This is a genomic window from Kocuria salsicia (assembly GCF_007681555.1).
GTDB lineage: Bacteria > Actinomycetota > Actinomycetes > Actinomycetales > Micrococcaceae > Kocuria > Kocuria salsicia.
On sequence record NZ_VELE01000001.1, the window covers coordinates 485,602 to 508,973 of the forward strand.

A 23,372-nucleotide genomic window follows, 5' to 3' on the forward strand; every position below is an offset into this window, starting at 1 on the left:
GGTCACTTCTCCGTCACCTGTCTCCCCTGTGCGCACAGCGGGCACACCCACGGCACCGAGCACCGGATGCCGAACCCGGACTCCTGGGCCGCCGTGTGGCGCGCTTCGAACCGGGTTCCCGCCACCAGTGCGGCGGCCCGGGTGATGAGTTCCCTCGCCCAGCTCTGCTCCTCGTCCAGCGGCTCCTGCACCTGGACGCCCGGGGTCTTCGTGGCGTCCCCGAGCTGGACCAGCAGGGCACCACCAGGCTGGGCGAGCACGACTCCCTCGGGCAGCTCGATCCGCTCGGGCCGGTGCGCCTCGTGCAGGTCCTCGGCGCGGCTGAGCTCTGCCATGGCCTGCCCGGCCCCGGCCTGCAGCGCCACCTGGTACGCCGCGAGTTGGGGGTGCTCGGGGAGGTCCTCCTTGGAGGGCTTCGAGCGGCCCGTCTTCAGGTCCACCACCACATGGCGTCCGTGGGCGTCGACCTCGAGACGGTCCACCCGACCCGTGAGCAGCGCATCCCTGGCGGCGTCCCGCACGAGCACCTCGAAGCTTCCCTCCACGCCCACCAGCCGCCGTCCGTGCTTGCCACCCATGTCCCGGGCGTACTGGGCGAACTTGCGGAGCATCTCCTCCGCGCGCTCGAGCTCCTGCGCGCCCGTCCACCCGGCGGGCATGCCGAGCGCGGGCCAGCGGCGTCGCAGTTCGGCCACCAGTTCCGTGGCGTCCGCCTCCGGCATGTTCTCGGCGATGTCGTGGACCAGGGTGCCCAGGCTGCGGCTGAGGTCCGTGACCTCGGTGGCCCGGGCCTCGGCGACGAACCAGTCGAGTGGTGAACGGTGGATCGTCTCGATCTTGGACGGCGAGACACGCACCGCCTCCTCGGCGTCGAACAGTGCTTCCTCGCTGGAGAGCGGGGCGTGGCCCCACCACTCGTCGGGGGCCGCCCCGCGCACCGGTTGCGCCGCGGTGGCGAAATCGTGCAGCAGCCGAGCCGCTGCCTCCCGCTCGTGCTCGTCGGAGGCGCCGCTGGTCAGGGTGCGGCGCAGGGTGCCCGTGAGCTGCCGCAGGGTGAGGGGTTCGGGTGCGGTGAGGTGCTCGACGACCATCCCGGTGTCCTGTCCCTCGTTCCCTACCACCAGGTTCACGAACTCGGAGGGCTGCTCGTCCTGCGAGGCCACGGCAGTGACCACGAGACTCTCCCCCGCCCGGGAGACGGCGGTCGAGAACTGGCGCAGCTCGTCGAAGCGCACCTGCCGCAGCCGGTCCACCACCCCTAGCCGCAGGGCCTGCTCCGGCCCGTGGTCCAGCGCGTCCGTGAGGACGTCCGTGCCGAGCAGCTGCCCGCGCAGTGCCGTGTTGGGCCACACGCCCTGCTGCACGCCAGCCACCACCACGTGCTTCCACTCCCGTCCCGCGGACCCCGCCGGTGTCATCACCGCCACGTTGTCCTCAGCGGGCGCGCGCGCGGCGAGGGTGTCCATGGGCAGCTCCTGGTGGTCCATGTACTCCATGAACGCACGCGCCGTGGCGCCGGGAACCTGGTCCACGAAGCGCTCGGCGGCCTCGAACAGGCCGACAACGGCGTCCAGGTCCCGGTCCGCGCGCACCGACTCCGCTCCACCGGCCAGGGCACGACGGCGCCATCTCGGGGCAACGCCCGAGGCCTCCCACAGGGCCCACAGAACGGACTCCGCCGTGGCCCCCGGTTCCTGGAGCGCGTTCTGGCCCTCCAGCAGCATGTCCGCGACACGGGCGGCAGCGTCCGAGCGGACCTCCGCGAGTTCGAGGAGCACCCCGTCCGTGAGGGCCTGCACCAGGAGGACGTCGCTCGTGCGGCCACCGCCCGTGCGCAGCTCGTAGCCGCGCAGCTTCTGGCGGATCCGGCGGACCTCCATGGGTGAGGCGCCGCCGATCCGCGAGGTCAGCAGGGAGACGGCCGCGGTGGCAGTGAGCATGGTGCCGCGCTCGTCACGGTCCAGGTCCCCGGCGGCGTCTGTCCCGTCCCCGGTCTCTGTGTCTGTTGCTGTCTCAGCCGCACCGTCCGTCGCGTTCCTCAACGCGTCCTGGGGCCCGACGCCGCGGTCCTGCGCCGCCAGCAGGATGCGCAGGGCGTTGAGCAGGGGGATCACGGCGGGCTCGTCCCGCAGCGGCGTCTCCGCCGCGGAGGTGGTGGTGGGGACTCCCAATGCGGCGAGCTGACGGGTGAGCCCGGATAGCTGGGAGCCGCTGCGGACCACCACGGCCATCTCCCGGTACGGCACACCGTCCAGCACATGCAGCCGCAGGAAGTGGTCCGCACACCAGCGTGCCTGGGCGGTCGGCGACTCGAAGAGCGCCACCCGCACCGAGCCCACGCGGGCATCCTCACCCTCGGTCTCCGGCGGCGCGGGCGAGCGGTCGGTGCGGGCACCCGCCACGACGGACACCGCGCGCGCGACCCGCTGCCATGCCAGGTTCACCTGCCGCGGCATGCGGTGGCTCGTGCCGAGGTGCAGCCGTTGCAGGGGGTGGGCCGCAGTGGCCACCCGTTCCTCCAGGGTGCGCAACAGGTCCGGACGGGCGCCGCGGAATCCCTGCACTGTGGTGTCAGGATCCGCCGTGTAGACGGCGTCCCGGCCGCGCGTGAGCACACCGATGAGCCGGTGGGCCGAGGGGGTGGCCTCCTGGAGGTCGTCCACCAGCACGGCATCCAGCCGTTGCTGCTCCCGGGCGAGGAACTCGGGATTCTCCTCCAGGACGCCCGCGGCCCGGTCCACGAGCTCTGAGGGGTCGAACGCGTTCGGCATCCGCAGGGCCCGGATCTGCTGGTACTCGGCTCGGAACGCCGCGGCAGTGCGCCACTCCGGATGGCCGAGGGGCTCGGCCCAGGCCGCGAGCTGCTCAGGCGCCACACGGTACTCGTTCATCCGGTCGAAGAGCTCCCGCAGCTGCCCACGGAACCCCCGCGTGCCCAAGGCCTGGTCCAGTTCCGGGGGCCACACGACCGCGCCCCCGTACCCGGCCTCGTGGCCGCGCATCATCTCCGCGAGGAAGGCATCCTGCTCGGGCCCGGAGAGCAGGACGGGGGCGGTGGCGACCCCCGGGAGCAGTCCCTCGGCCAGCGCGCGCCGCAGGACGTCGAACGCGTAGGCCTGCCAGGCCCGCACGAGCGGCGTGCTGATGGTCGCTGCGGCCCGGCTGCTGACGAGGTCCCGCAGCGTGGCGGCGGTCTCCCGCGACGGCGTGAGCACGAGGATGCGCTGGGGATCCGCGCCAGCGGCGATGCGCCGCACCACGCCCTCGACCGTGACGGTGCTGCGACCCGTTCCCGGGGCGCCGAGGACCAGCACGGGACCGTGGCCGGGCGGCAGGTCCGCAACCCTCTCCTGAGCCGGGTCCAGCACCGCGGGGGCCTGGGCCGAGCCCAGTCCGCGCGGCGGCAGGACGCGCCAGGACGCTTCACGCTGCGTTTGCATGACCACATCAGACCACGGCGTTCCGACACTCATAAGCATGTCGGCGGCTCCCGGTACCGTGAGGTCATGGCTTCCGCGCACCGTCCCGAGGACTCCGACCAGCCCGCGCTCTTCGACGCGCCCACGCCGCCGGCCGGCGCCGGTGACCCGGCCCCGGAACCGGCGCTCCCTGGCCAGCCCGCCCTGTTCGAGGCACCGCACGTCAACTCCCCGCAGGTGGACGCCGCGCCGACGGCTCCCGCAGAACCGCCCCGGGACCTGGCGCCGCACGGCACCGCCGCGCCCGACGTCGTCGGCTCCCCGCAGCCGCCCGCCACGGGCGCACCGCTCAGTGGCGCCGCCGTGAACCCGCTCGAGGGCACCCTCGTGGACCCAGATTCGTCGTGGACCGACGGTCCCCGCGCGTGCTTCGACCTGGAGACCACCGGCCGGGACCCGCAGCAGGCGCGTATCGTGACGGCTTCCGTGGTGCTGGTCTCGCCCTCCGGGGACGTGCTGCGGGAGTGGGAGTGGCTTGCGGACCCCGAGGTCGAGATCCCCGAGGAGGCCGCAGCGGTGCACGGCGTGAGCACCGAGCGCGCCCGCGCGGAGGGCCGCCCCGCCGCGGAGGTCACCGCGGAGCTCGACGACGTCCTCGCCGGGCTCTGGGACCACGGTGTGCCGGTGCTCGCCTTCAACGCCGCCTACGACCTCACGGTCCTCGCGCGTGAGAACGAACGCCACGGCCTCACCGCGCCCGCACCGCTGCCCGTGCTCGACCCGTTCGTTCTCAACAAGCAGGTGCACCGCTATCGCCGCGGCAAGCGCACCCTGGGCGCGCTGTGCGAGGAGTACGGCGTGGTGCTCGACGCCGCCCACACCTCCGCCGCGGACGCCCTCGCCACCGAGCGCCTCGCCACCGCGCTCGCCACGCGCTTCGCCGAGCTGCGCCAGCCCGCCGCCCGGCTGCACGAGCAGCAGATCGGGTGGGCCGCCGAGCAGGCCGCCTCCCTGCAGGAGTACTTCCGGCGCAAGGATCCAGCCGCCGTGGTGGACGGCACCTGGCCCGTGCACCCGCGCCCCTGACGTCCTCCGCCCCGCGCACCCGCGCCCTGGTCACGGCCGCGCCGAGTCGCCCGCGCCTCTGGGCACCTCCGCTCCGAGCACCCTGGTGACCCCGCTGCCCGCTGACCCGCTGGCTCAGACGGCCCCGCTGCCCTGCCGACCTGCCGACCTGCCGACCTGCCGAGAGAAAAACGGCGCGGCACCCCGTGAAGGGGCCGCGCCGTTGTCACATCCTCGCGGCCACCGTGTGCGGCGGCCCGGGGTGCCCGCTCAGTCCTGCGGCGGCTGCGCGGAGGCAGCGGCCTCCGCGGCGGTGGGCAGTGCCGAGAGGATCCGCTCCATCGCCGAGTCGTCGTGGGCCGCGGAGAGGAACCAGGCTTCGAAGACCGAGGGCGGGAGGTAGACCCCGGCATCGAGCATCGCGTGGAAGAACGGGGTATAGCGGAAGCTCTCCTGCGCCTTGGCGTCCGCGTAGTCGTGCACGCCGTGCTCGCGGGTGCCGAACGCCACGGAGAAGAGGTTGCCCGCCTCCTGGAGCGAGTAGTCGAGCCCGGCGGCGTCGAACGCCTCGCGCAGCCCGGCGCGCAGCTGCTCCGAGCGCCGGTTGATGGTCTGGTACGCGATCCGGTCCGCGAGCTTCAGGGTGGCGAGGCCCGCGGCCATGGCCACGGGGTTCCCGGACAGCGTGCCCGCCTGGTAGACGGGACCCGTGGGCGCCAGGTGCTCCATGATCTCTCGGCGTCCGCCGAGTGCGGCAGTGGGCAGTCCCCCGCCGATGACCTTGCCGAACGTGAAGAGGTCCGGGGCCCAGTCCTCGCCGTGCTCGTTGCTCAGTCCCCAGTAGCCGGCCTCGTGCACACGGAAGCCCGTGAGGACCTCGTCGAGGATCATCAGGGCGCCGTTGTCCTGCGTGAGACGCCGGATCTGAGCGTTGAACTCGTTCGCCGGGGTGACCACGCCCATGTTGCAGGGGGCGGCCTCGGTGATGACGGCGGCGATCTCTCCCGGGTGCTCGGCGAAGACGGCCTCGAGGGCGGCGAGATCGTTGTAGGGCACCACGAGCGTCTGGGCGGCCGTGGCGGCCGTGACTCCGGCGGAACCGGGCAGGGCGAGGGTGGCCACCCCGGAACCGGCCTCGGAGAGCAGGGAGTCCACGTGGCCGTGGTAGCAGCCGGCGAACTTCACCACGAGGTCCCGCCCGGTGTAGCCACGGGCCAGGCGCAGGGCCGTCATGGTGGCCTCCGTGCCCGTGGAGACCATGCGGATCTCCTCCAGAGGTGCCACGCGGTCCACCACGAGCTCCGCGAGCTCGGTCTCCCCGCGGGTCGAGGCACCGAAGCCCAGCCCACGCTCCACGGCCTCGTGCACGGCCTCGGTCACCACGGGGTGGGCGTGGCCCAGCAGGGCGGGACCCCACGAGCACACGAGATCCACGTACTCCCGGCCGTCCACGTCCGTGAGGTAGGGGCCCTTTGCTGCGGCGATGAACGGCGGGGTGCCGCCCACCGAGTTGAACGCGCGCACGGGGGAGTTCACTCCCCCGGGCATCACCCGACGGGCGCGGTCGAACAGTTCTTGCGAAACACTCATGAGATCACTTCATTCCTTTCGCCGGGAGCGGCTCCCGGGGACACCGTGGCGCGGCAGACCCACGCGCGGCGCTCGTGCGTTTACCGGCCGTTCTCGTCACGGAACCACCTCGCGAGCTCCGTGGCGTAGTAGGTCAGGATTGAGTTCGCGCCCGCGCGCTTGATGGACAGCACGGACTCCCGCACAGCGGCGTCCCGGTTGATCCACCCGTTCGCGGCGGCGGCCTCGATCATCGCGTACTCCCCGGAGATCTGGTACGCGGAGACCGGCACCGGGGAGGCGTCCGCGACCTCGCGCAGAATGTCCAGGTAGCTCATGGCCGGCTTGACCATGACCATGTCCGCGCCCTCGTCGAGGTCCAGCTGCATCTCCAGCAGGGCCTCGCGGCGGTTGGCGGGATCCATCTGGTAGGCCTTGCGGTCCCCCGTGAGCGTGGAGTCCACGGCCTCGCGGAACGGTCCGTAGAAGGCAGAGGAGTACTTGGCGCTGTAGGCGAGAATCGAGGTCTCCTGCTGCCCGGCTGCGTCCAGCGCGGCACGGATCACGCCCACCTCACCGTCCATCATCCCGGACGGAGCCACCATGTGCGCTCCGGCCTGCGCCTGCACCACGCCCATGCGACCGTAGATCTCCAGGGTGCGGTCGTTGTCCACGCAGCCCTGCCCGTCCAGCACGCCGCAGTGGCCGTGGTCCGTGAACTCGTCAAGGCACAGATCCGACATCACCACGATCTCGTCCCCCACCTCTTCCCTCACGGCACGGATGCCGCGGTTGAGGATCCCCTCCGGGTCCAGCGCCGCCGAGCCCACCGCGTCGCGGGTCTCGGGGACACCGAAGATCATGAAGCCGCCGAGACCGAGTTCCACGGCCTCCGCGGCCGCGCGCTTCAGCGAGTCCATGCTGTGCTGGACCACGCCCGGCATGGACGCGAGCAGCTGCGGCTCGCTCAGCCCCTCCTTGACGAAGACCGGCAGGATCAGCTCGGAGGGCGTCACCCGCGTCTCGGCCGCGAACCGGCGCATGGCGGGGGTGGTGCGCAGCCTGCGCGGGCGCGCCACCAGGTTGTAGGACATCTCGTCGTCGTTCATCTTCTCGTTCTCCTGATCCGTGTCGGTGCAGGTCGTTGGTCGTGCGTCTGTTTCGGCCGTGGTGCGGCCGTCGGGTCGTGCGGTGCCGAGCGCGGCGTCGACCGCGTCCGCCAGGTCCCGCGGCGTCGGCCAGGTGGCGGTCACGGGGCTCAGGCCCCGTTCCCGCAGCGCGCGGGCGGTGGGCTCGCCGATCGCGACCCATGCGACGTCGGCGGCGGGCCGCTGCCCGTCGAGCAGTGCGGCGGCCCGCGACGGTGCCGTGACCACCACCGCCGCCACCCCACCCGCCACACAGGCGGCCCGGGCGGCCCCCGGAGCCAGCTCCTCGACCACCGGCTCCGCGCCAGTCGGCCCCACCGCTGCCGGTTCCTCGCTCGCCTGTTCTCCGGCAGGCGTGTTCCCGGCCAGGGGCTCGGGACGGCGGCGGGGCACGGGCCGTCGGGCGGGCACGGGTACCATCTCGTACGCGGTCACCCGCCGCACGTCGTAGCCCCGCTCGCGCAAACCCTGGCCCAGGGTGTCCGAGCCGAGGGCCGAGACGGGAACGAGCGCCAGCGGCGTCTCGCCCGTCTGCCGGGACGCGCGGTGAGCCTCCCGAGCGCCCTCACCCGGGTGTGCGCCAGGACGCTCGGGCCACTGCGCGAGCATTCCCGACGCGCTCTGGACGCGGGACGGCACGAAGTCCAGCCCCACACCGTACTCCCCCAGCGCCCGGGCGGTGGCCTCTCCCACCGCGGCCACACGGAGCAGGCCCGTGGCGCGCGCCGCCTCCAGCTGCGCGCCCCAGCCCGGTGACTCCGCAACGGCGTCGAGCGCGGCCACCGTGGTGGCCGACGTCACGCACAGCCACGTGGGCGCGGACGGGTGAGCGGCCTGGTCGAGCAGCCCCGCCAACTCCGAGGGATCGGCCGGACGCTGCGCCTCCAGCATCGGGGACGCGCACGGCTCGTGGCCCCGCTCCCGCAGCAGCGCGGCGAGCTCGTGCGCTGCGGCGGGATCGCGGGTGATGAGCACGCGCGCTGGGGTCACAGGCTCAACCGCGCCAGTCGTCCGGCACCGTTGCCCAGCAGCTCCTGGGCCACGTGCGCGCCCAGGGCCGCGGCACCCTCGAGGTCCGCGTCCGGCAGGGACGCCGCGTGCCGCATGACCTCGGAGCCGTCCGGGTCGGCCACGACCACCTCGAGCTCCAGGACACCGTCCACCAGGCGCGCGTACGTGCCCACCGGGGCCGCGCAGCCCGCTTCGAGCGTCGCCAGGACGGTGCGCTCCGCGGTGACGTCCAGGCGCGTGGGCAGGTGGTCCACGGCGGTCAGGCCGCGGGCCAGCCCGGTGTCCGGGTCCAGGTCCGCGCGCACCTCCAGCGCCAGCGCACCCTGCCCGGGAGCGGGGAGCATCAGGTGCGGGTCCAGGTACTGGGTGATCCGTCCCTCGAGTCCCAGCCGGATCAGTCCGGAGGCGGCCAGCACGACGGCGTCCAGATCTCCCGGGTCCGCCGGCGCCACGCGGTTGAGGCGGGTGCCCACGTTGCCGCGGATGTCCACGATGCGCAGGTCCGGGCGCAGGGCCCGCAGCTGCGCGACGCGCCGCGGCGAGCCCGTTCCCACGGCCGCCCCCTCGGGGAGCTCCTCCAGGGTGAGGCCGTCGCGGGCGCACAGGGCGTCCCGCGGGTCCTCGCGCTCGGGCAGCGCGGCGACCACGAGTCCCTCGACGTCCGCCGTGGGCAGGTCCTTGAGGGAGTGCACCGCGAGGTCCACGTCCCCTTCCAGCACGCGCGAGCGCAGGGCGGTCGCGAAGACGCCGGTGCCACCCAGCTGGGAGAGGGGACCCGTGAGGACGTCCCCCTCGGTGCGTACGGTGACGACCTCGTGGGGCACGCCCCCGGCGCGGGTCACGGCGTCCGCGGCCCAGCGGGTCTGGGTCATCGCGAGCTGGGAGCCGCGGGTGCCCACGGTGAAGAAGTCGGCGCTCACCGCAGGACCACCCCGCCGTCAGCGTCCAGGTCCACGGGGATGGGCTCCCCCTGCGGCCGCTGGGCGATCGTGGGCCGGGGCTCGTCCCGCCCGTGCAACACCTTCACGCAGCAGTCCGGAGCGCACTCGTCGAACCAGGTGCCGCGCGAGCACGCGGAGATCCTGGGTGGTGCGGTGGGAGTCCCCAGCCGCTGCTCCACGAGGTCCACCAGGGCGGCTACGAACTCGGGGTCCGTTCCCGCCGTGGGGATCCGCTCGAACTCGAGCTGCGCCTCGGCGGCGGCGTCGCGGGCCTCGGTGTCGAGGTCCCACAGCACCTCCATGTGGTCGGAGACGAAGCCCAGCGGCACCACGGCCACTCCGGTCACACCCTGTTCAGGGAGCGACTCGATGACGTCGCAGATGTCCGGCTCCAGCCACGGCATGGACGGGGGCCCGGAACGGGACTGGTAGACCAGTTCCCACTCGACGTCGGCCATCTCCTCCCCCACCTGCTCCACGATCCAGCGGGCGGCGGCGAGGTGCTGGGCCACGTAGGCGGAGTCGCCCTCGAAGTCCATGCGCTGCGGGCCGGCGGCGTTGGCGTCCGTCATGGGCACCGAGTGGGTGGTGAACAGCACCCGCAGGCCGCCATCCGTGCGGGAGCGCAGGGCCTGCAGCGAGTCGCGCAGCTTGCGCGCGTAGGGACGCAGGAAGCCCTCGGAGTCGTAGTACTGCCGGATCTTCTCCACGTGCATCTGATCCTGCAGCCCGGTCTCCTCGAGTCCCACGCCGTAGTCCTCGCGGTACTGGCGGCAGCTGGAGTAGCCCGAGTAGGCGCTCGTGGCCATCACCAGCAGGTCCGTGTAGCCGCGCTCGTGGCACTCGCGCAGCACGTCCGCCACGTACGGGTCCCAGTTGCGGTTGGCGAGCAGCACGGGCAGCTCGATCCCCCGCCGCGCGAGCTCCGCCTCGAGGGCGTCCCGCAGCGCGCGGTTCTGGGCGTTGATGGGGCTCACACCGCCGTTGGCACGGTAGTGCGTGGCCACCTCCTCGAGCCGCTCGTCCGGGATGCCGCGCCCGCGCGTCACGTTGCGCAGGAACGGGATGACGTCCTCCTGGCCCTCGGGTCCGCCGAAGGACGAGAGGATCAGGGCCTGGAAGTCGTGCGGCGCCGCGCTGCGCGCCGCGCTGAGGGCGTTGGTCTGGTCGTCGCGGATCTCAGTCATCTCAGGCGAGGACCTCACCGATCTCGTCCGTGCGGATCCGGCGGCCCGTGTAGAAGGGGGTCTCATCGCGCACGTGCAGCCGCGCCTCGGTGTTGCGGAAGTGACGCATCATGTCCACGAGGTCCACAAGCTCCGGGGCCTCCAGCGCCAGCAGCCACTCGAAGTCGTTGAGCCCGAAGCACGCGATGGTGTTCGCGAGCACCTGGGGGTAGTCGCGCGCCTTCATGCCGTGGTTCTTGAGCATCTCGCTGCGGCGCTCGGGGTTCATGTAATACCAGTCGTAGGAGCGCACGAACGGGTACACGCACACCCAGTCCTTCGGCTCGACACCCCGCGCGAAGGCCGGCGAGTGGTTCGAGGTGAACTCGGCCTCGCGGTGCACGCCCATGGCGTTCCAGGACTGGCGGGTGCCGGCCACCAGCGGTTCCCGGCGCAGCTCGCGCACGGCGGACTGCAGGGCGTCCGGCTCCTTGCCGGTCAGCCAGAGCATCAGGTCCGCGCTCTCGCGCATCCCGGAGACGTCGTACACGCCCCGCACGGTCACGTCCCGCTCCGCCAGCCGCGCCACGAGGGCGTCGAAGCTCTCTCTGCTGGCCGCCGAGTCCGCGTCCTGCGCCCGGTCACCCGTGCGCTCCAGCACCGTGTACTGGGACCAGTAGAGCTTGTCCCCGCCGCCCTGCGCGGCCTCCTGGCCGCCGTGCTCCTGCGTCTTCGCTGCGTGCTCACTCATCCTGTGCGTTCCTTTCGACTTCTCGTTCTCTTCCGTTCCGCGCCGCGCGTCCGCCGCCGCGCACGGGCCTCCTTGCCCACGACGACGACGCCCGCGCACCGCGGTGCCTAGTGCGGGCTCGTGCCCGCGCTCCCCGAGGGGGTGCCGGTGTCGTAGCCGTGGTGCTCCAGCAGCGTGCGGACCTGCTTTCGGGTGTCCGCGACAACCGCCGCGAGACCCGTTCCGGACAGCCACGCGCCCACGGCGGCGGCGTCCGGGATCTCCTTCAGCGCCCGGCGGAAGCCCGTGACTCGGGCGCTGTGCCCCGCATCCGTGCGTGGCAGCGCCGCGTGCCAGCGCACGACGTCCGCACCCACGAGCTGCTCCGGCTCGATGGGGACCCCCAGCAGCGTGCTGGCGTCCCCCAGGGCCAGGGCGATGAGGTGCTTGTCCTCCAGCGCCACTTCCGGGGAGGGGCCGGAGCCGCGCTGCGCCGCACGGCCGTAGGACAGCCGCAGGACGTGCCGGTGCTCACCGGCCTCCCGGGCCACCCACTTCCACTTGGCGCTCGCGTGGGTCAGGGCCTTCGCGCGGACGTCCCGGACGTCCTCGCTCACGAGCAGACCCGTGCCGCGCGGGGCGGGGTCCAGGGCGGGGCAGTCCAGCACGAGCGTGGCCAGCGCAATGCGCGGACCGGAGCGCGGGGTGTAGTTCTGGGCGTCCTGCATGTGGCTGCCCATCAGGCGCACCGCGGTGGGCCCGTCCGTGGCCATCACGAGCAGCTCGCCGCGCGCCACAGCCGTCTTGTCCCCGTCCATGGGCTGGCGCTGGATGACCATCCAGCCCGGCCGGCGGGGATCGCGGTCCAGCGCGATCACGTCGTAGCGGGTGACGAGCTTGACGCCCAGCCGCTCGGCGTCGTCCACCAGGCGCTCGCTCAGCAGATTCATCCCGCCGTCGAGCCCCGCGACGTTCGAGCCGGCGGGGGTGATTTCGCGCAGCGCGCCGGCCGCGGCCCCCAGGCTGCCGAGCTCTCGCAGTCTGCTGCGCAGACCGGGCGCGACGGCGTCGACATCCAGACGGTCCGGGTGCATGGAGTAGACGCCGGAGACGAACGGGGACACGAGCCTGTCGACGACGCGCTGACCCATGCGGGCGCGCACGAGACCGCCCACGGTGCGCTCGCCGGCTCCCACGGTCGCGGGCAGCACCCGGTCCAGCCGTGCCCGCGCGAGTCCGGCGCGTCCCAGGGGGACTCGCAGCTCGGGGTCGGAGGGATCCGCGGGAATCCCCAGCACGCCCGAGTGCGGTGCGGGGATGGCGCCCTCGGGCAGGTAGAGCCAAGAGCCCGCCGGGTCCGGGGTGACCACCCGGTCCGCGAGACCGAGCTCGTCCAGCAGCTCCGGGACGGCGGTGGAACGGGTGGCGAAGGACTCGGCGCCGGAGTCCAGCACGAGTCCCGCAACCTGGTGTGCACCCACGGCCCCGCCGAAGTGGTCGGAGGCCTCCACCAGGGTCACGCGCAGCCCCGCCGCGGCGAGATCGCGCGCGGCCGTGAGACCCGCCACGCCGCCACCCACCACGAGTGCGGTCCGAGGGCGCCTGGGGGTGCGCCGTTTCTCACCGGAGGAAGTTGTCACCGGGTCTCCTTGTGGATGAAGGTCACGAGTTCGCTCAGCACGTCCGGGTCCGTCTCCGGGGGAACACCGTGGCCCAGGTTGACCACGTGTCCGGGTGCGGTGCGGCCGCGGCGCAGGACGTCCCGGGTGTGCTCGTGCAGGACCTCCCGCGGTGCGCCCAGCAGGGCGGGGTCGATGTTGCCCTGCACCACGGTACGCTCCCCCAGCCGCCGGGAGGCCTCGTCCAGCGGGATCCGGTAGTCCACGCCCACGGCGTCCGCACCGGCGTCGCGCATGGCACCCAGCAGCTCCCCCGTGCCGGTGCCGAAGTGGATCCGGGGCACGCCGAGGTCCTCGACCGCCGCGAGCGCCTGCGCAGAGTGCGCCCGGACGTGCTGCTCGTAGTCCGCGAGCGAGAGGGAGCCGGCCCATGAGTCGAACAGCTGCACGGCGCTCGCCCCGGCCTCGACCTGCGCCCGCAGGAACGCCCCGGAGGTGCGGGCCGCCCACTGCGCCAGGGCGTTCCAGGCCGAGGGGTCCGCGTGCATCATCGTGCGCGGCCGCAGGTGGTCCCGGGACGGCCCGCCCTCCACCGCGTAGGCGGCAATGGTGAACGGGGCTCCCGCGAAGCCGATCAGAGGGGTGTCCCCGAGCTCCTCGACGGTGCGGGACACAGCCTCGCGGATCGGGTCCAGGGCCGCGTCCGGCAGCTCGGGCAGGGCGGCGACGTCCGCGGCGGTGCGCACCGGATGCGCCAGCACCGGGCCGCGCCCGGCGACGATGTCCACGTCCACGGACGCGAGCTTCATGGGAACCACGATGTCCGAGAAGAAGATGGCGGCGTCCACGCCGTGGCGGCGCACCGGCTGCAGCGTGATCTCCGCCGCGAGGGCCGGGTCGAGGCACGCCTCGAGCATCCCCGTGCCTCGGCGCGCCTCGCGGTACTCCGGCAGGGAGCGGCCCGCCTGACGCATGAACCACACGGGGGTGTGCGGGACCGGCAGGGCGCACAGCGTGCGGATGAGAGCAGAGTCACGGACCGTGCCGTGCAGCGGGTGGCCCTGCGGCACGCGGGACAGGCGCCGCGCCCAGACTGCCTCGTGCACCCCTGCCGCGTCCGGGCCTGGCGTGCCCGGTCCTGGCGCGGCCCGGCGGGACCCGCCCGTGCCGTCCGCCACGGTTGGCGCGGCCGCGGCGGGGGTCTCGCTGCTGAGGGGGTCGCGGTGGTCGCCGTCGCGCTCGATCTGGGAAGCCATAGTGCTCCCCATTGTGCCAAAGGAGACCTGGGACTTTTGGCGACGGACTGTCCGTCCCGCCCGGTGCCGGGCCCGCCCGCCTGCCCGAGTCGAGGGGCTGCCCTTCCGGGCCCAGGGGCCGCCCGTGGCTATGCTGGGCGTAGCGCATCGACTTCGTCTAGGATGGCTTGATTGTGGTTCTCTTCTGTCTTGTCGCATCCCACCGATCCGTTGACCTCAACACTGTTGCCCGGTTGAGCACCGGAGCCCTCGGTGTGGCCGAGGACGCCGTCTCCACGGGAGCGCTGGCGGGCGCCGTGACGCTGTCCACCTGCAACCGGCTGGAGTTCTACGGCGAGGTCCCGGGCGAGGCCCCCGGTCTCGTGCACCGGGCCCAGCAGGACGTTGCCCAACGGATCTCCGAACGCTGCGGGCTGGACGCGGGCTTCGTGCTCGAGACCATGGACGCGCACGAGGGTGAGGGCGTGCCCCGCCACCTCTTCACCGTGGTATCCGGGCTGGAGTCCGCCGTCGTCGGCGAGCGGGAGATCACCGGTCAGGTGCGACGCGCCCTGAACCAGTCCCGCCAGTCCGGCACCGCCTCCCCCCACCTCGTCCAGCTCTTCGAGGCCGCCGCCCGCACCGCGCGCGAGGTGGGCACCCGCACCGCGCTCGGCGAGCGTGGCCGGTCCATCGTCTCGGTGGCCCTCGACCTCGCGGATGACATCACCCCCGGGCAGTGGCCCCGCCGCCGCGCCCTGGTCTTCGGCACCGGCGCCTACGCCGGCGCCACCATGGCTGCCCTTCGCGACCGAGGCTGCGCGGACATCGAGGTCTACTCCGGCTCCGGGCGCGCCCAGCAGTTCACGGACCAGCGCGGCGGCTCCCCCGTCACGCAGGTGGAGTTGCCCGCGGCGCTGCGCCGGGCCGACGTCGTCATCGGCTGCTCCGGAGGCTCGGCGCCCATGCCCGCGGACGTGTTCCCGGAGGGGCCCCGCACGGTGGTCGACCTCGCCCTGGCGCGGGACTTCGACCCCGCCGTCGCGGACCTGCCCGAGGTGGAACTGATCACCCTGGAGTCCGTGCGCGTGGCCGCACCCGAGGAGACCCTCGAGTCCGTGAGTGCCGCGCGGGAGATCGTGGATCACGCGGCCCAGCGCTTCGAGGCGGCCCGCAGCGCACGGGGCATGGACGAGGCGATCGTGGCACTGCGCAAGCACACCATGTCCGTGCTGGACGCGGAGCTCAAGAAGGTCCGCACCCACCACGGCTGCACGGGTGCGGAAGAGCAGATCGAGCTGGCCATGCGCCGCATGGTGCGCTCGCTGCTGCACACGCCCACCGTGCGGGCCCGCCAGCTCGCCGCCGAGGGCCGCGCGGACGAGTACATCACCGGATTGGAAGCGCTGTACGGCCTGGAGGTCGGTTCACCCAGCACCGCAGGGGAAGCACAGGAACCCCCCGCTGAACGATCCTCCTCAGACACCCCCCGACCGCGTGCCGCGGGATGACGACACCACGGGCGTGCCGCCCGGACCGGAGGAGGACCCCATGAACGCGACCGATCTCGGCGAGGCGCGCAGCCGTTCCGAGCACCCCCGAGCACGCCGGATGAGCCGGGACCAGCGTCGGGAGCAGCTACTCAGCACCGCCCTGCGGGTCTTCTCCGAGGGCGGCTACCACGCCACGTCCATGGACGAGATCGCCACGGCGGCGGGTGTGTCCAAGCCCGTGCTGTACCAGCACTTCCCCGGCAAGCGTGAGCTGTTCCTCGGCCTCGTGGAGTTCACGCTCCGGGAGCTCTCCGAGCGCTTGGAGGCCTCCCTGTCCGCTGCGGACACGGACAAGGAGCGGGTGCGCAACGTGATCGACACGCACTTCGGCTTCGTGTGCACCAGCCCCGTGGCCCACAAGCTCGTGTTCTCCGCGGACCTGATGTCCTTCCCGGAGGTTGCCGCCCAGCTGGACGAGTTCTACGAGCGGGTCGCGGAGGCCGTGGCAGCCCTGTTGGGACCCAACGCGGGCATCCCCGCGCTGCAGGCCACCCTGCTCTCCCGCGGTCTCGTGCACATGGTGCAGTCCTCCGCGGTGTTCTGGGTCAACCACCCGGACTCCGGCCCCCGGGAGGAGGTGCAGGAGCAGGTTTTCCGTTTAGCCTGGGGCGGAATCAGGATGCTCGACGAGGGCCGGGCCGAGGCGGCTCCTAGACTGAGCGGCGACGATCACGCCTGACACGGCACGCCGCCCCGGAGGTGGCACCGAGTCCGGCACACAGGACACCCACCGGCGCGCGGTGAGCGCGCGCCGTCGCAGGAGGCAAGCCATGGAAATCAAGATCGGCATCCAGAACGTGGCCCGCGAGCTCGTCGTGAACTCGGAGCTCGGCGCGGAGGAGGTCCAGGCCAAGGTCAGCGAGGCCCTGCAGTCCGGCACGCCGCTCGTGCTCCAGGACACCAAGGGCAGCACCACCGTGGTCCCCGCCGCGAGCATCGGCTACGTGGAGACCGGCCAGGAGACCAAGCGCAAGGTGGGCTTCACGCCGCTGCCCCTCGGCTGATCCGCTCAAACGCCCCGGGACGCCCGACGCCGCCCGGCGCCACCACCAGGACCCGCCGTGCGTGCCCCCGGACCTCCCGTCCGGGGGCACCGTGCGTGCAGCAGGTACACTGGGACTGTTTGCCAGGATGACCGGTCGTCCCACGAGACCGTCACGTTCACTTGTCACCCGTTTTCGAGGATCCCGCCCGGAGAGCCCCAGCGCCCTCCGCAGAGCGCTCGGACGGGGTGCGTTTCACGATCGGCTTCCTCTCACCGCGCGGCGGCCCCCGGCCCGCGCCGCCCGTCCACCAGGACGGACTCGGCAGCGGACACCGCGGTTCGTGCCCCGCGCCAACCCGTGAAGGACTTTCGTGACCGACATCACCGCAACACCGCAGGACGAAGCCCCCGAGCTCGACGAGGCCGGGACCCAGGCCGTCGAGACCGCCGAGCCCGTGGCCGAGACCACGTTCGCGGACTTCGGCGTCCGCCAGGACATCGTGGACGCCCTCGCCGCCCACGGCATCACCTCCCCGTTCCCCATCCAGGCCATGACGCTGCCCATCGCGCTGTCCGGGCAGGACATCATCGGCCAGGCCAAGACCGGCACGGGCAAGACCCTCGGCTTCGGCATCCCCGCGCTGCAGCGCGCCGTGGGGCGGGACGACGCCGGGTGGGAGCAGCTCAAGAAGCCTGGCGCCCCCCAGGCCCTGATCGTGGTCCCCACGCGTGAGCTCGCCGTGCAGGTGGGCAGCGACCTCGCGATCGCCGCGAAGACCCGCAACGCCCGCGTGGCCACGATCTACGGCGGGCGGCCCTACGAGTCGCAGATCGCCGAGCTGGAGAAGGGCGTGGAGGTCGTGGTGGGCACCCCCGGGCGCCTGATCGACCTCAGCCGGCAGCGCTACCTGGACCTGAGCCACGTGCGCATGGTCGTACTGGACGAGGCGGACGAGATGCTGGACCTCGGCTTCCTCCCGGACGTCGAGAAGCTGCTCGCGAGCGTTCCCGAGGTGCGACAGACCATGCTGTTCTCGGCCACCATGCCGGGCCCCGTGGTCGCCATGGCGCGCCGCTACATGACCCACCCGATGCACATCCGCGCGGCCGCCCCGGACGAGGGCACCACCAAGAAGGACATCCGCCAGGTCATCTACCGCGCACACCACCTGGACAAGGATGAGGTGGTGGCGCGCATCCTGCAGGCCGAGGGCCGCGGACGCAGCATCATCTTCACGCGCACCAAGCGCGCAGCCGCGAAGCTCGCGGACGAGCTGATCCACCGTGGCTTCGCCGCCGCTCCCCTGCACGGGGACCTCGGCCAGGGTGCCCGTGAGCAGGCGCTGCGCGCCTTCCGCCACGGCAAGGTTGACGTGCTGGTCGCCACGGACGTGGCCGCCCGCGGCATCGACGTGGAGGACGTCACCCATGTCATCAACTTCCAGTGCCCCGAGGACGAGAAGACCTACCTGCACCGCACGGGCCGCACCGGGCGCGCAGGCAACAAGGGCACGGCCATCACGTTCGTGGACTGGGACGACGTCCCCCGCTGGCGGCTGATCGACAAGGCCCTGGATCTCGGCATCCCCGAGCCCGTGGAGACCTACTCATCCTCCGAGCACCTCTACACGGACCTCGACATCCCGCGCACGGCCAAGGGCAAGCTGCCCCGCTCCCAGCGCACGCTCGAGGGCCTCGCCGGCGAGGAGCTCGAGGACCTGGGCGACGCCCGCCCGGCGCGCGGCGACAAGCGCTCCCCGGGCGGCTCGCGCGACGGCTCGGGGTCACGACGTCGCTCGGGCACTTCCGGCGGCGGCTCCGGCCGTAGCCGCTCCCGGGGCTCGGGCCGCGGTCGCTCGGATGGCCCCGGCCGTTCGGGCGAGCGCTCGCGGGACGGCTCCGCTGGCGAGAAGGCCGGCGGTGAGGGCTCCCGCGAGGACTCCACCCGGGCTCCACGCGAGAAGTCCATGGAGAACTCGGGAACCGGGGCGAAGCGGCGTCGTCGGCGACGCCGTCCCTCGGGTCAGAACCGGCCCGCCCAGGGCGAGCAGAACTCCCCCGCCGCCCAGGACTGAGGCGGATGACGGCGCGGGCGCCCTTCGCGTTCGACCCGCAGGGCGTCAGTGCCGTGGTGGCCGGTGAGAACCTCACGGTCCTGGAGTCGCTGCCGGACGAGAGCTTCTCCCTGATCTACCTGGATCCCCCGTTCAACACGGGCCGGGACCAGGTGCGGCGCACCACCCGTTCCATCCACCGTGCGGCGGGCGAGGGCGACCGCGTGGGCTTCGCGGGCCGCTCCTACGAGACGGTGCTCGGCAGCCTGCGCCGCTACGAGGACTCCTTCGCGGACTACCTGGGCTTCCTGGAGCCCCGGCTGCTGCACGCCCGGCGCGTGCTCGCCAGCCACGGGACCCTGTACGTGCACCTGGACTATCGCGAGGTGCACTACGTGAAGATCCTGCTGGACGCCCTGTTCGGGCGGGAGTGCTTCCTCAACGAGATCGTCTGGGCCTACGACTTCGGGGCGCGCACGCTCAAGCGCTGGCCCGCGAAGCACGACACCATCCTGGTCTATGTGAAGGACCCGGACGCCTACCACTTCAACTCCGAGGACGTGGACCGCGAGCCGTACATGGCCCCCGGTCTCGTGGGCCCGGCCAAGGCCGCCCGCGGCAAGCTGCCCACGGACGTGTGGTGGCACACGATCGTCTCCCCCACGGGCCGGGAGAAGACCGGCTACCCCACCCAGAAGCCGGAGGGGGTGCTGCGGCGCATCGTCACGGCGTCATCGCGCCCCGGTGACTGGGTGCTCGACTTCTTCGCCGGCTCCGGGACCACCGGCGCGGTCTGCGCCGCCCTGGACCGCCGGTTCGTGCTGGTGGACAGCAACCCGGAGTCCGTGGCGGTCATGCACCGCCGCCTCCCGGGCGTCCCGGTGCTGCGCGCCCCCTGAGCGGGCCGTTCGCCGAGCAGGCCGAGGACGACGCGCCGCCCACCGACTGTCCCGACCACCGGTCCCGAACCGACGGCAGCACCTGCTTTCCATCCGGTGGGGAGACGGCTTGACCAGAGGTCGCGGCCGCCCCTCGCCGACGACGCCGCGCTCCGGTCACCGCTGCCGACCTCAGGGCCAGCGCACCTCCACGCCAGAGGTGGCCTGTTCGCAGATCCTCGTGAGCGAACGCACAGAGGTGGAGTTCTCCCCCAGCCGGTTGGGCTTGCCCGCGCCGTGGTAGTCGCTGGAGCCTGTGACGATCAGGTCGTGCTCCGCGGCGAGCTTCATGAGGATCGCGCGGGACTCGTCCGGGTTGTCCCGGTGGGCCACCTCCAGACCGGCGAGCCCGACGTCGATCATGGCGTCGAAGTCCGCGGCGCTCGCCACGCGTCCCCGCAGCGGCGCCATGGGGTGCGCGCACACCGGGACCCCGCCCGCCGCACGCACGAGCTTGATGGCCTCCACCGGGTCCAGGGCCCGGTGGCGCACGTAGTACTTGGATCGGCCCGAGAGCAGGCCGGAGAACGCCGCGGAGCGGGTGGGCACCACTCCGAGCTCCACGAGGGCGTCCGCGATGTGCGGGCGCCCGACCGTGGCGCCCGGACCCACTTGGTGCTGCACGTCCTGCCACGAGATCGGGTAGTCCTCCGCGAGCAGTTCCACCATGCTGCGCGCCCGCGTCAGGCGGTTGCTGCGGCACTCCTCGATCCGCTCCACGAGCGGCTGGTATCCGGGGTCGTGGAGGTAGCTGAGCATGTGCACCGAGATCCCGTCCTGCGTGGTGCATGTGACTTCCATCCCCGGGACGAATGCCACCCCGAGGCGCACGGCGGCGTCGCCAGCCTCCTGCCAGCCCGCCGTCGTGTCGTGGTCCGTGAGCGCGAAGACGTTGAGTCCGGCCTCGCGGGCTGAGCGGGCCACGTCCGCGGGAGTCTGGGTGCCGTCCGAGGCGATGGAGTGGGTGTGCAGGTCGATCTTCACCCGTGCCACGATACCCGCGGGCTCCCACGCGCCGCCCGGTTGACCGTCGTGACACTATGGATCGGACACCACCAGACCCCACGGGCGCGAGGATCCGCGCCGCGAAGGAGATGAGCGCCCCATGACGCAGGGCTCAGAGCACGCCACAGCATCCGGGCACGCGAGCGAGGACGCCGCGCAGCCCATGGAGCAGCGCGTGGACAACCGGTCCCAGCGCCCCGACAACGAGCAGTTCCGCGAGTTCATGGCCTCCGGCTGGGCCGCGCCGGAGCACACGACGACGCCGCGCTCCGAGGTCGCTGAGTTCGCCGCCGCCCGCCGCGCCCGGCTCTCGCGACTGTTCCCGGGTGAGCGCCTCGTGGTCCCGGCCGGCGCGCCGAAGGTGCGCTCCAACGACACCGACTACCGCTTCCGTCCCCACTCGGCCTTCGCCCACCTGACCGGCATGGGCGTGGACCACGAGCCCGAGGCCGTGCTGGTCATGGAGCCCACCGACGAGGGAGCCGGGGACGACGGCTCGGGGCACGTGGCCACCCTCTACTTCCACCCGATGGCCGGGCGGGACTCCGCCGAGTTCTACGCGGACGCCAAGAACGGCGAGTTCTGGGTGGGTCCGCGCCCCACGCTCGAGCAGCTTCAGGACGAGTTCGCGCTGCCCACGCAGGACCTCTCCGCACTGGAGACCGCGGTCACGAAGGATGCCGGCAACTCGGCCCTGGGCGGTCTGAGCATCCGGCTCGTGCGGGACGTGGACCTGAACATGGACGCGCTCGTGGACACCTCCCGGATCAACACTGGCGTGGACCTCGAGCAGTCGGACGCGAAGGACGCCACCCTGTCCGAGGCGCTGAGCGAGCTGCGCCTGGTCAAGGACCGGTACGAGGTCGCCCAGCTGCGCGAGGCCGTGGCCGCGACGATCCGCGGCTTCGAGGACATCGTCTCCGTGCTGCCGCGCGCGATCGGCGGCGAGCGCGGTGAGCGTGTGGTCGAGGGGGCGTTCTTCTCGCGTGCCCGCCTGGAGGGCAACGACCTCGGCTACGACACGATTGCCGCCGCCGGCAACAACGCCACCGTGCTGCACTGGATCCGCAACAACGGCTCCGTGAAGCCCGGTGAGTTGATCCTCGTGGACGCCGGGGTGGAGGCCGAGTCCCTCTACACCGCGGACCTCACCCGCACCCTGCCGGTGGACGGCAGCTACACGGACGTGCAGCGCCGGATCTACCAGGCGGTGCTCGACGCCGCGGACGCCGCATTCGAGGTCGCTGTGCCCGGCAACCGCTTCCGCGACGTGCACGCGGCCGCCATGACGGTGCTCGCCCAGCGGCTCGAGGAGTGGGGGCTGCTTCCCGTCTCCGCGGAGGTCTCCCTGTCCGAGGCCGGGCAGCACCACCGCCGCTGGATGCCCCACGGCACGAGCCACCACCTGGGTCTGGACGTCCACGACTGCGCGCAGGCCAAGCGCGAGCTGTACCTGGACGCCGTCATCGAACCGGGCATGGTCTTCACCATCGAGCCCGGGCTGTACTTCAAGAACGAGGACCTCGCGATCCCCGAGGAGTACCGCGGGATCGGCGTGCGCATCGAGGACGACGTCCTGATCACCGAGCAGGGCAACGAGAACCTCTCCGAGGCGCTGCCCCGCCGCCCGGAGGACGTCGAGTCCTGGATCCAGGGCATCTGGAACCGGGACCAGAACGTGGGCCCCGCCGCGGGACCCGCCGCCTGACCTCCCGCTCGGGATACGCCGAACGGCAGAGACCGCGCCCCGCACCGAGATGGTGCGGGGCGCGGTCTCTTTCGTAGGGGGGGGTGGGGGTGACGAGCGCCCAGTCCCGGCTCAGGAGTCGCGGCGGTCCTGCGGCAGGCGCTCCGTCTCGTCCGTACGCTGGGCGGCGTCGTCGCCGGACGGGCGGTTCCACGGCGCCGTCTGCTCCGGCTGGGCCTGGGCAGGCTGACTCTGGTCGGACTCGGGGCGGGCCGCGGGGGCCGTGGGCGTGCCGTTGGCCTCGGGGTCGATGCGGATGCCGTACTGGGGGCGGCCGTCCGGCAGGTCGGGGAACTTCGCCGAGCGGTTGGCGCTCTCCTGTGCGGACTGGCCCGCGGCGGTGGAGCCGTCGGGGCGCGCCGCGTCCCCGGCGTAGCCGGTGCCGCCCGCGGACGACGACTGGGTCCGCGGATCCTGGGACTGCGGGTTGTAGGGCTCGGGACTGTAGGGCTGCGACGGGGCGCCCTGGCCGTTGTTGCCGTACTGGCCGTTCTGCGCGGGGCCGCCGTACGGGGGCCGCTGCTGCGGTGCACCCTGGCCCGGTCCGCCCTGGAAGCCGCCGTTGCGGGGGCCGCCCTGCTGCGGGCCGCCCCACTGGCCGCCCTGCGGCGCCTGCCCGCCGAACCCGGCGGGGGGCTGGCCCTGGCCGTTCTGTCCCGCGGCCTGGCCGCGCTCCATGGCGCTGAGCACCTGCCGCGCCTGGCCCGCGACCTCCGGCGCCGCCAGCACCTCGTAGCTGCCCGCAACGATCCGGCTCGTGGACGTGAAGTCCCGCTTGCCGCGTGACATCGCGTACGTGATGGTGGCCATCAGCATCCAGAACGCGCCACCCAGCACCATGGTCAGCCCCAGGGAGGCCGCCATGTTCGCGCCGCCCAGCAGGGACATGAGCAGGCCGAAGAACGCACCGAAGACCACGCCGTTGAGCGCACCCTGCAGGGCTACGCGCGGGTAGGACAGGCGCCCGGTGACCTGCTCCACGGACTTCAGGTCGCTTCCGATGATCGAGACCATGGCCACGGGGAAGTTCTCGTCCGCCATGTGGTCCACAGCCTTCTGTGCCTGCGCGTAGGTGCGGTAGCGACCGACCACCTCGCCGCGCGGCATCTCCGGGGCGATGGACAGCTGTGCGGGACCTCGACTCGAGTTGCTCATGTCCACCATTGTCCCGTATCCGCCCCGGAGCC

At 72.7% G+C, this 23,372-nt stretch carries 17 protein-coding genes and 1 pseudogene; 7 read left to right on the forward strand and 11 right to left on the reverse strand.

Annotated elements, in window-relative coordinates:
• Positions 1-2: 2 nt before the first annotated feature.
• On the reverse strand, positions 3-3,440 hold the full coding sequence (locus tag FS770_RS02125; RefSeq protein ID WP_145009555.1) for an ATP-dependent helicase: 3,438 nt from the start codon (positions 3,438-3,440) through the stop codon (positions 3-5).
• Between the two features lie 366 nt (positions 3,441-3,806).
• Between FS770_RS02125 and FS770_RS02135 the strand changes: the two genes are divergently transcribed.
• Complete coding sequence (locus FS770_RS02135; protein WP_144942204.1) at positions 3,807-4,505, forward strand: 3'-5' exonuclease; 699 nt, start codon at positions 3,807-3,809, stop codon at positions 4,503-4,505.
• 249 nt (positions 4,506-4,754) lie between these two features.
• Here the strand turns inward: FS770_RS02135 and hemL are convergent, their stop codons facing one another.
• The 8 genes and pseudogenes from hemL to hemE form a co-directional block, all read right to left on the reverse strand.
• On the reverse strand, positions 4,755-6,074 hold the full coding sequence (gene hemL, locus FS770_RS02140) for a glutamate-1-semialdehyde 2,1-aminomutase (protein WP_145009558.1): 1,320 nt from the start codon (positions 6,072-6,074) through the stop codon (positions 4,755-4,757).
• Positions 6,075-6,154: 80 nt separating this feature from the next.
• Positions 6,155-7,147, reverse strand: coding sequence for a porphobilinogen synthase (gene hemB, locus FS770_RS13965; protein ID WP_244944749.1), 993 nt, complete (start codon positions 7,145-7,147; stop codon positions 6,155-6,157).
• A 138-nt stretch (positions 7,148-7,285) separates the two neighbouring features.
• Positions 7,286-8,191: pseudogene (locus tag FS770_RS13970) on the reverse strand (uroporphyrinogen-III synthase); the annotation flags it as partial.
• Positions 8,188-9,132, reverse strand: coding sequence for a hydroxymethylbilane synthase (hemC, locus tag FS770_RS02150; protein WP_145009564.1), 945 nt, complete (start codon positions 9,130-9,132; stop codon positions 8,188-8,190). The gene hemC and the pseudogene FS770_RS13970, both read right to left, overlap by 4 nt.
• Positions 9,129-10,340: a ferrochelatase gene (locus tag FS770_RS02155; RefSeq protein WP_145009568.1), complete on the reverse strand. Its 1,212-nt coding sequence runs from the start codon at positions 10,338-10,340 to the stop codon at positions 9,129-9,131. Before FS770_RS02155 ends, hemC begins: the two co-directional genes overlap by 4 nt.
• Before the next feature lies 1 nt (position 10,341).
• Positions 10,342-11,070 (reverse strand): hydrogen peroxide-dependent heme synthase, encoded by a 729-nt coding sequence (hemQ, locus tag FS770_RS02160; protein ID WP_145009571.1) that lies wholly within the window; start codon positions 11,068-11,070, stop codon positions 10,342-10,344.
• 107 nt (positions 11,071-11,177) lie between these two features.
• Positions 11,178-12,689, reverse strand: a complete 1,512-nt coding sequence (gene hemG / locus FS770_RS02165; protein ID WP_145009573.1) for a protoporphyrinogen oxidase — start codon at positions 12,687-12,689, stop codon at positions 11,178-11,180.
• Positions 12,686-13,924, reverse strand: a complete 1,239-nt coding sequence (gene hemE / locus FS770_RS02170) for a uroporphyrinogen decarboxylase (RefSeq protein WP_145009576.1) — start codon at positions 13,922-13,924, stop codon at positions 12,686-12,688. The genes hemG and hemE overlap by 4 nt, the downstream gene beginning before the upstream one ends.
• A gap of 173 nt (positions 13,925-14,097) precedes the next feature.
• On the opposite strand from hemE, the gene FS770_RS02175 reads away from it, so the two are divergent.
• The 5 genes from FS770_RS02175 to FS770_RS02195 all read left to right on the forward strand — a co-directional run bounded on the left by FS770_RS02175 (position 14,098) and on the right by FS770_RS02195 (position 19,394).
• Positions 14,098-15,414, forward strand: coding sequence for a glutamyl-tRNA reductase (locus tag FS770_RS02175; protein WP_145009579.1), 1,317 nt, complete (start codon positions 14,098-14,100; stop codon positions 15,412-15,414).
• 40 nt (positions 15,415-15,454) lie between these two features.
• Positions 15,455-16,135, forward strand: coding sequence for a TetR/AcrR family transcriptional regulator (locus tag FS770_RS02180; RefSeq protein WP_145009581.1), 681 nt, complete (start codon positions 15,455-15,457; stop codon positions 16,133-16,135).
• A 91-nt stretch (positions 16,136-16,226) separates the two neighbouring features.
• On the forward strand, positions 16,227-16,460 hold the full coding sequence (locus FS770_RS02185) for a DUF3107 domain-containing protein (RefSeq protein ID WP_055086565.1): 234 nt from the start codon (positions 16,227-16,229) through the stop codon (positions 16,458-16,460).
• A 352-nt stretch (positions 16,461-16,812) separates the two neighbouring features.
• Positions 16,813-18,516 carry a DEAD/DEAH box helicase gene (locus FS770_RS02190; RefSeq protein ID WP_145009584.1) on the forward strand — a complete coding sequence of 568 codons (1,704 nt, stop codon included), beginning with the start codon at positions 16,813-16,815 and terminating at the stop codon, positions 18,514-18,516.
• Positions 18,517-18,521: 5 nt separating this feature from the next.
• The gene (locus FS770_RS02195; protein WP_144942069.1) at positions 18,522-19,394 is read left to right on the forward strand and encodes a DNA-methyltransferase; all 873 of its coding nucleotides are present in this window, start codon (positions 18,522-18,524) and stop codon (positions 19,392-19,394) included.
• Between the two features lie 171 nt (positions 19,395-19,565).
• Here the strand turns inward: FS770_RS02195 and FS770_RS02200 are convergent, their stop codons facing one another.
• Positions 19,566-20,417 (reverse strand): PHP domain-containing protein, encoded by an 852-nt coding sequence (locus FS770_RS02200; protein WP_144942067.1) that lies wholly within the window; start codon positions 20,415-20,417, stop codon positions 19,566-19,568.
• A gap of 121 nt (positions 20,418-20,538) precedes the next feature.
• Between FS770_RS02200 and FS770_RS02205 the strand changes: the two genes are divergently transcribed.
• A complete protein-coding gene (locus tag FS770_RS02205; RefSeq protein WP_145009587.1) occupies positions 20,539-22,146 on the forward strand; it encodes an aminopeptidase P family protein in 1,608 nt (535 codons plus the stop codon).
• Positions 22,147-22,257: 111 nt separating this feature from the next.
• Here FS770_RS02205 and FS770_RS02210 read toward each other — a convergent pair whose 3' ends face one another.
• A complete protein-coding gene (locus FS770_RS02210) occupies positions 22,258-23,340 on the reverse strand; it encodes a general stress protein (RefSeq protein WP_186366665.1) in 1,083 nt (360 codons plus the stop codon).
• Positions 23,341-23,372: the final 32 nt, after the last annotated feature.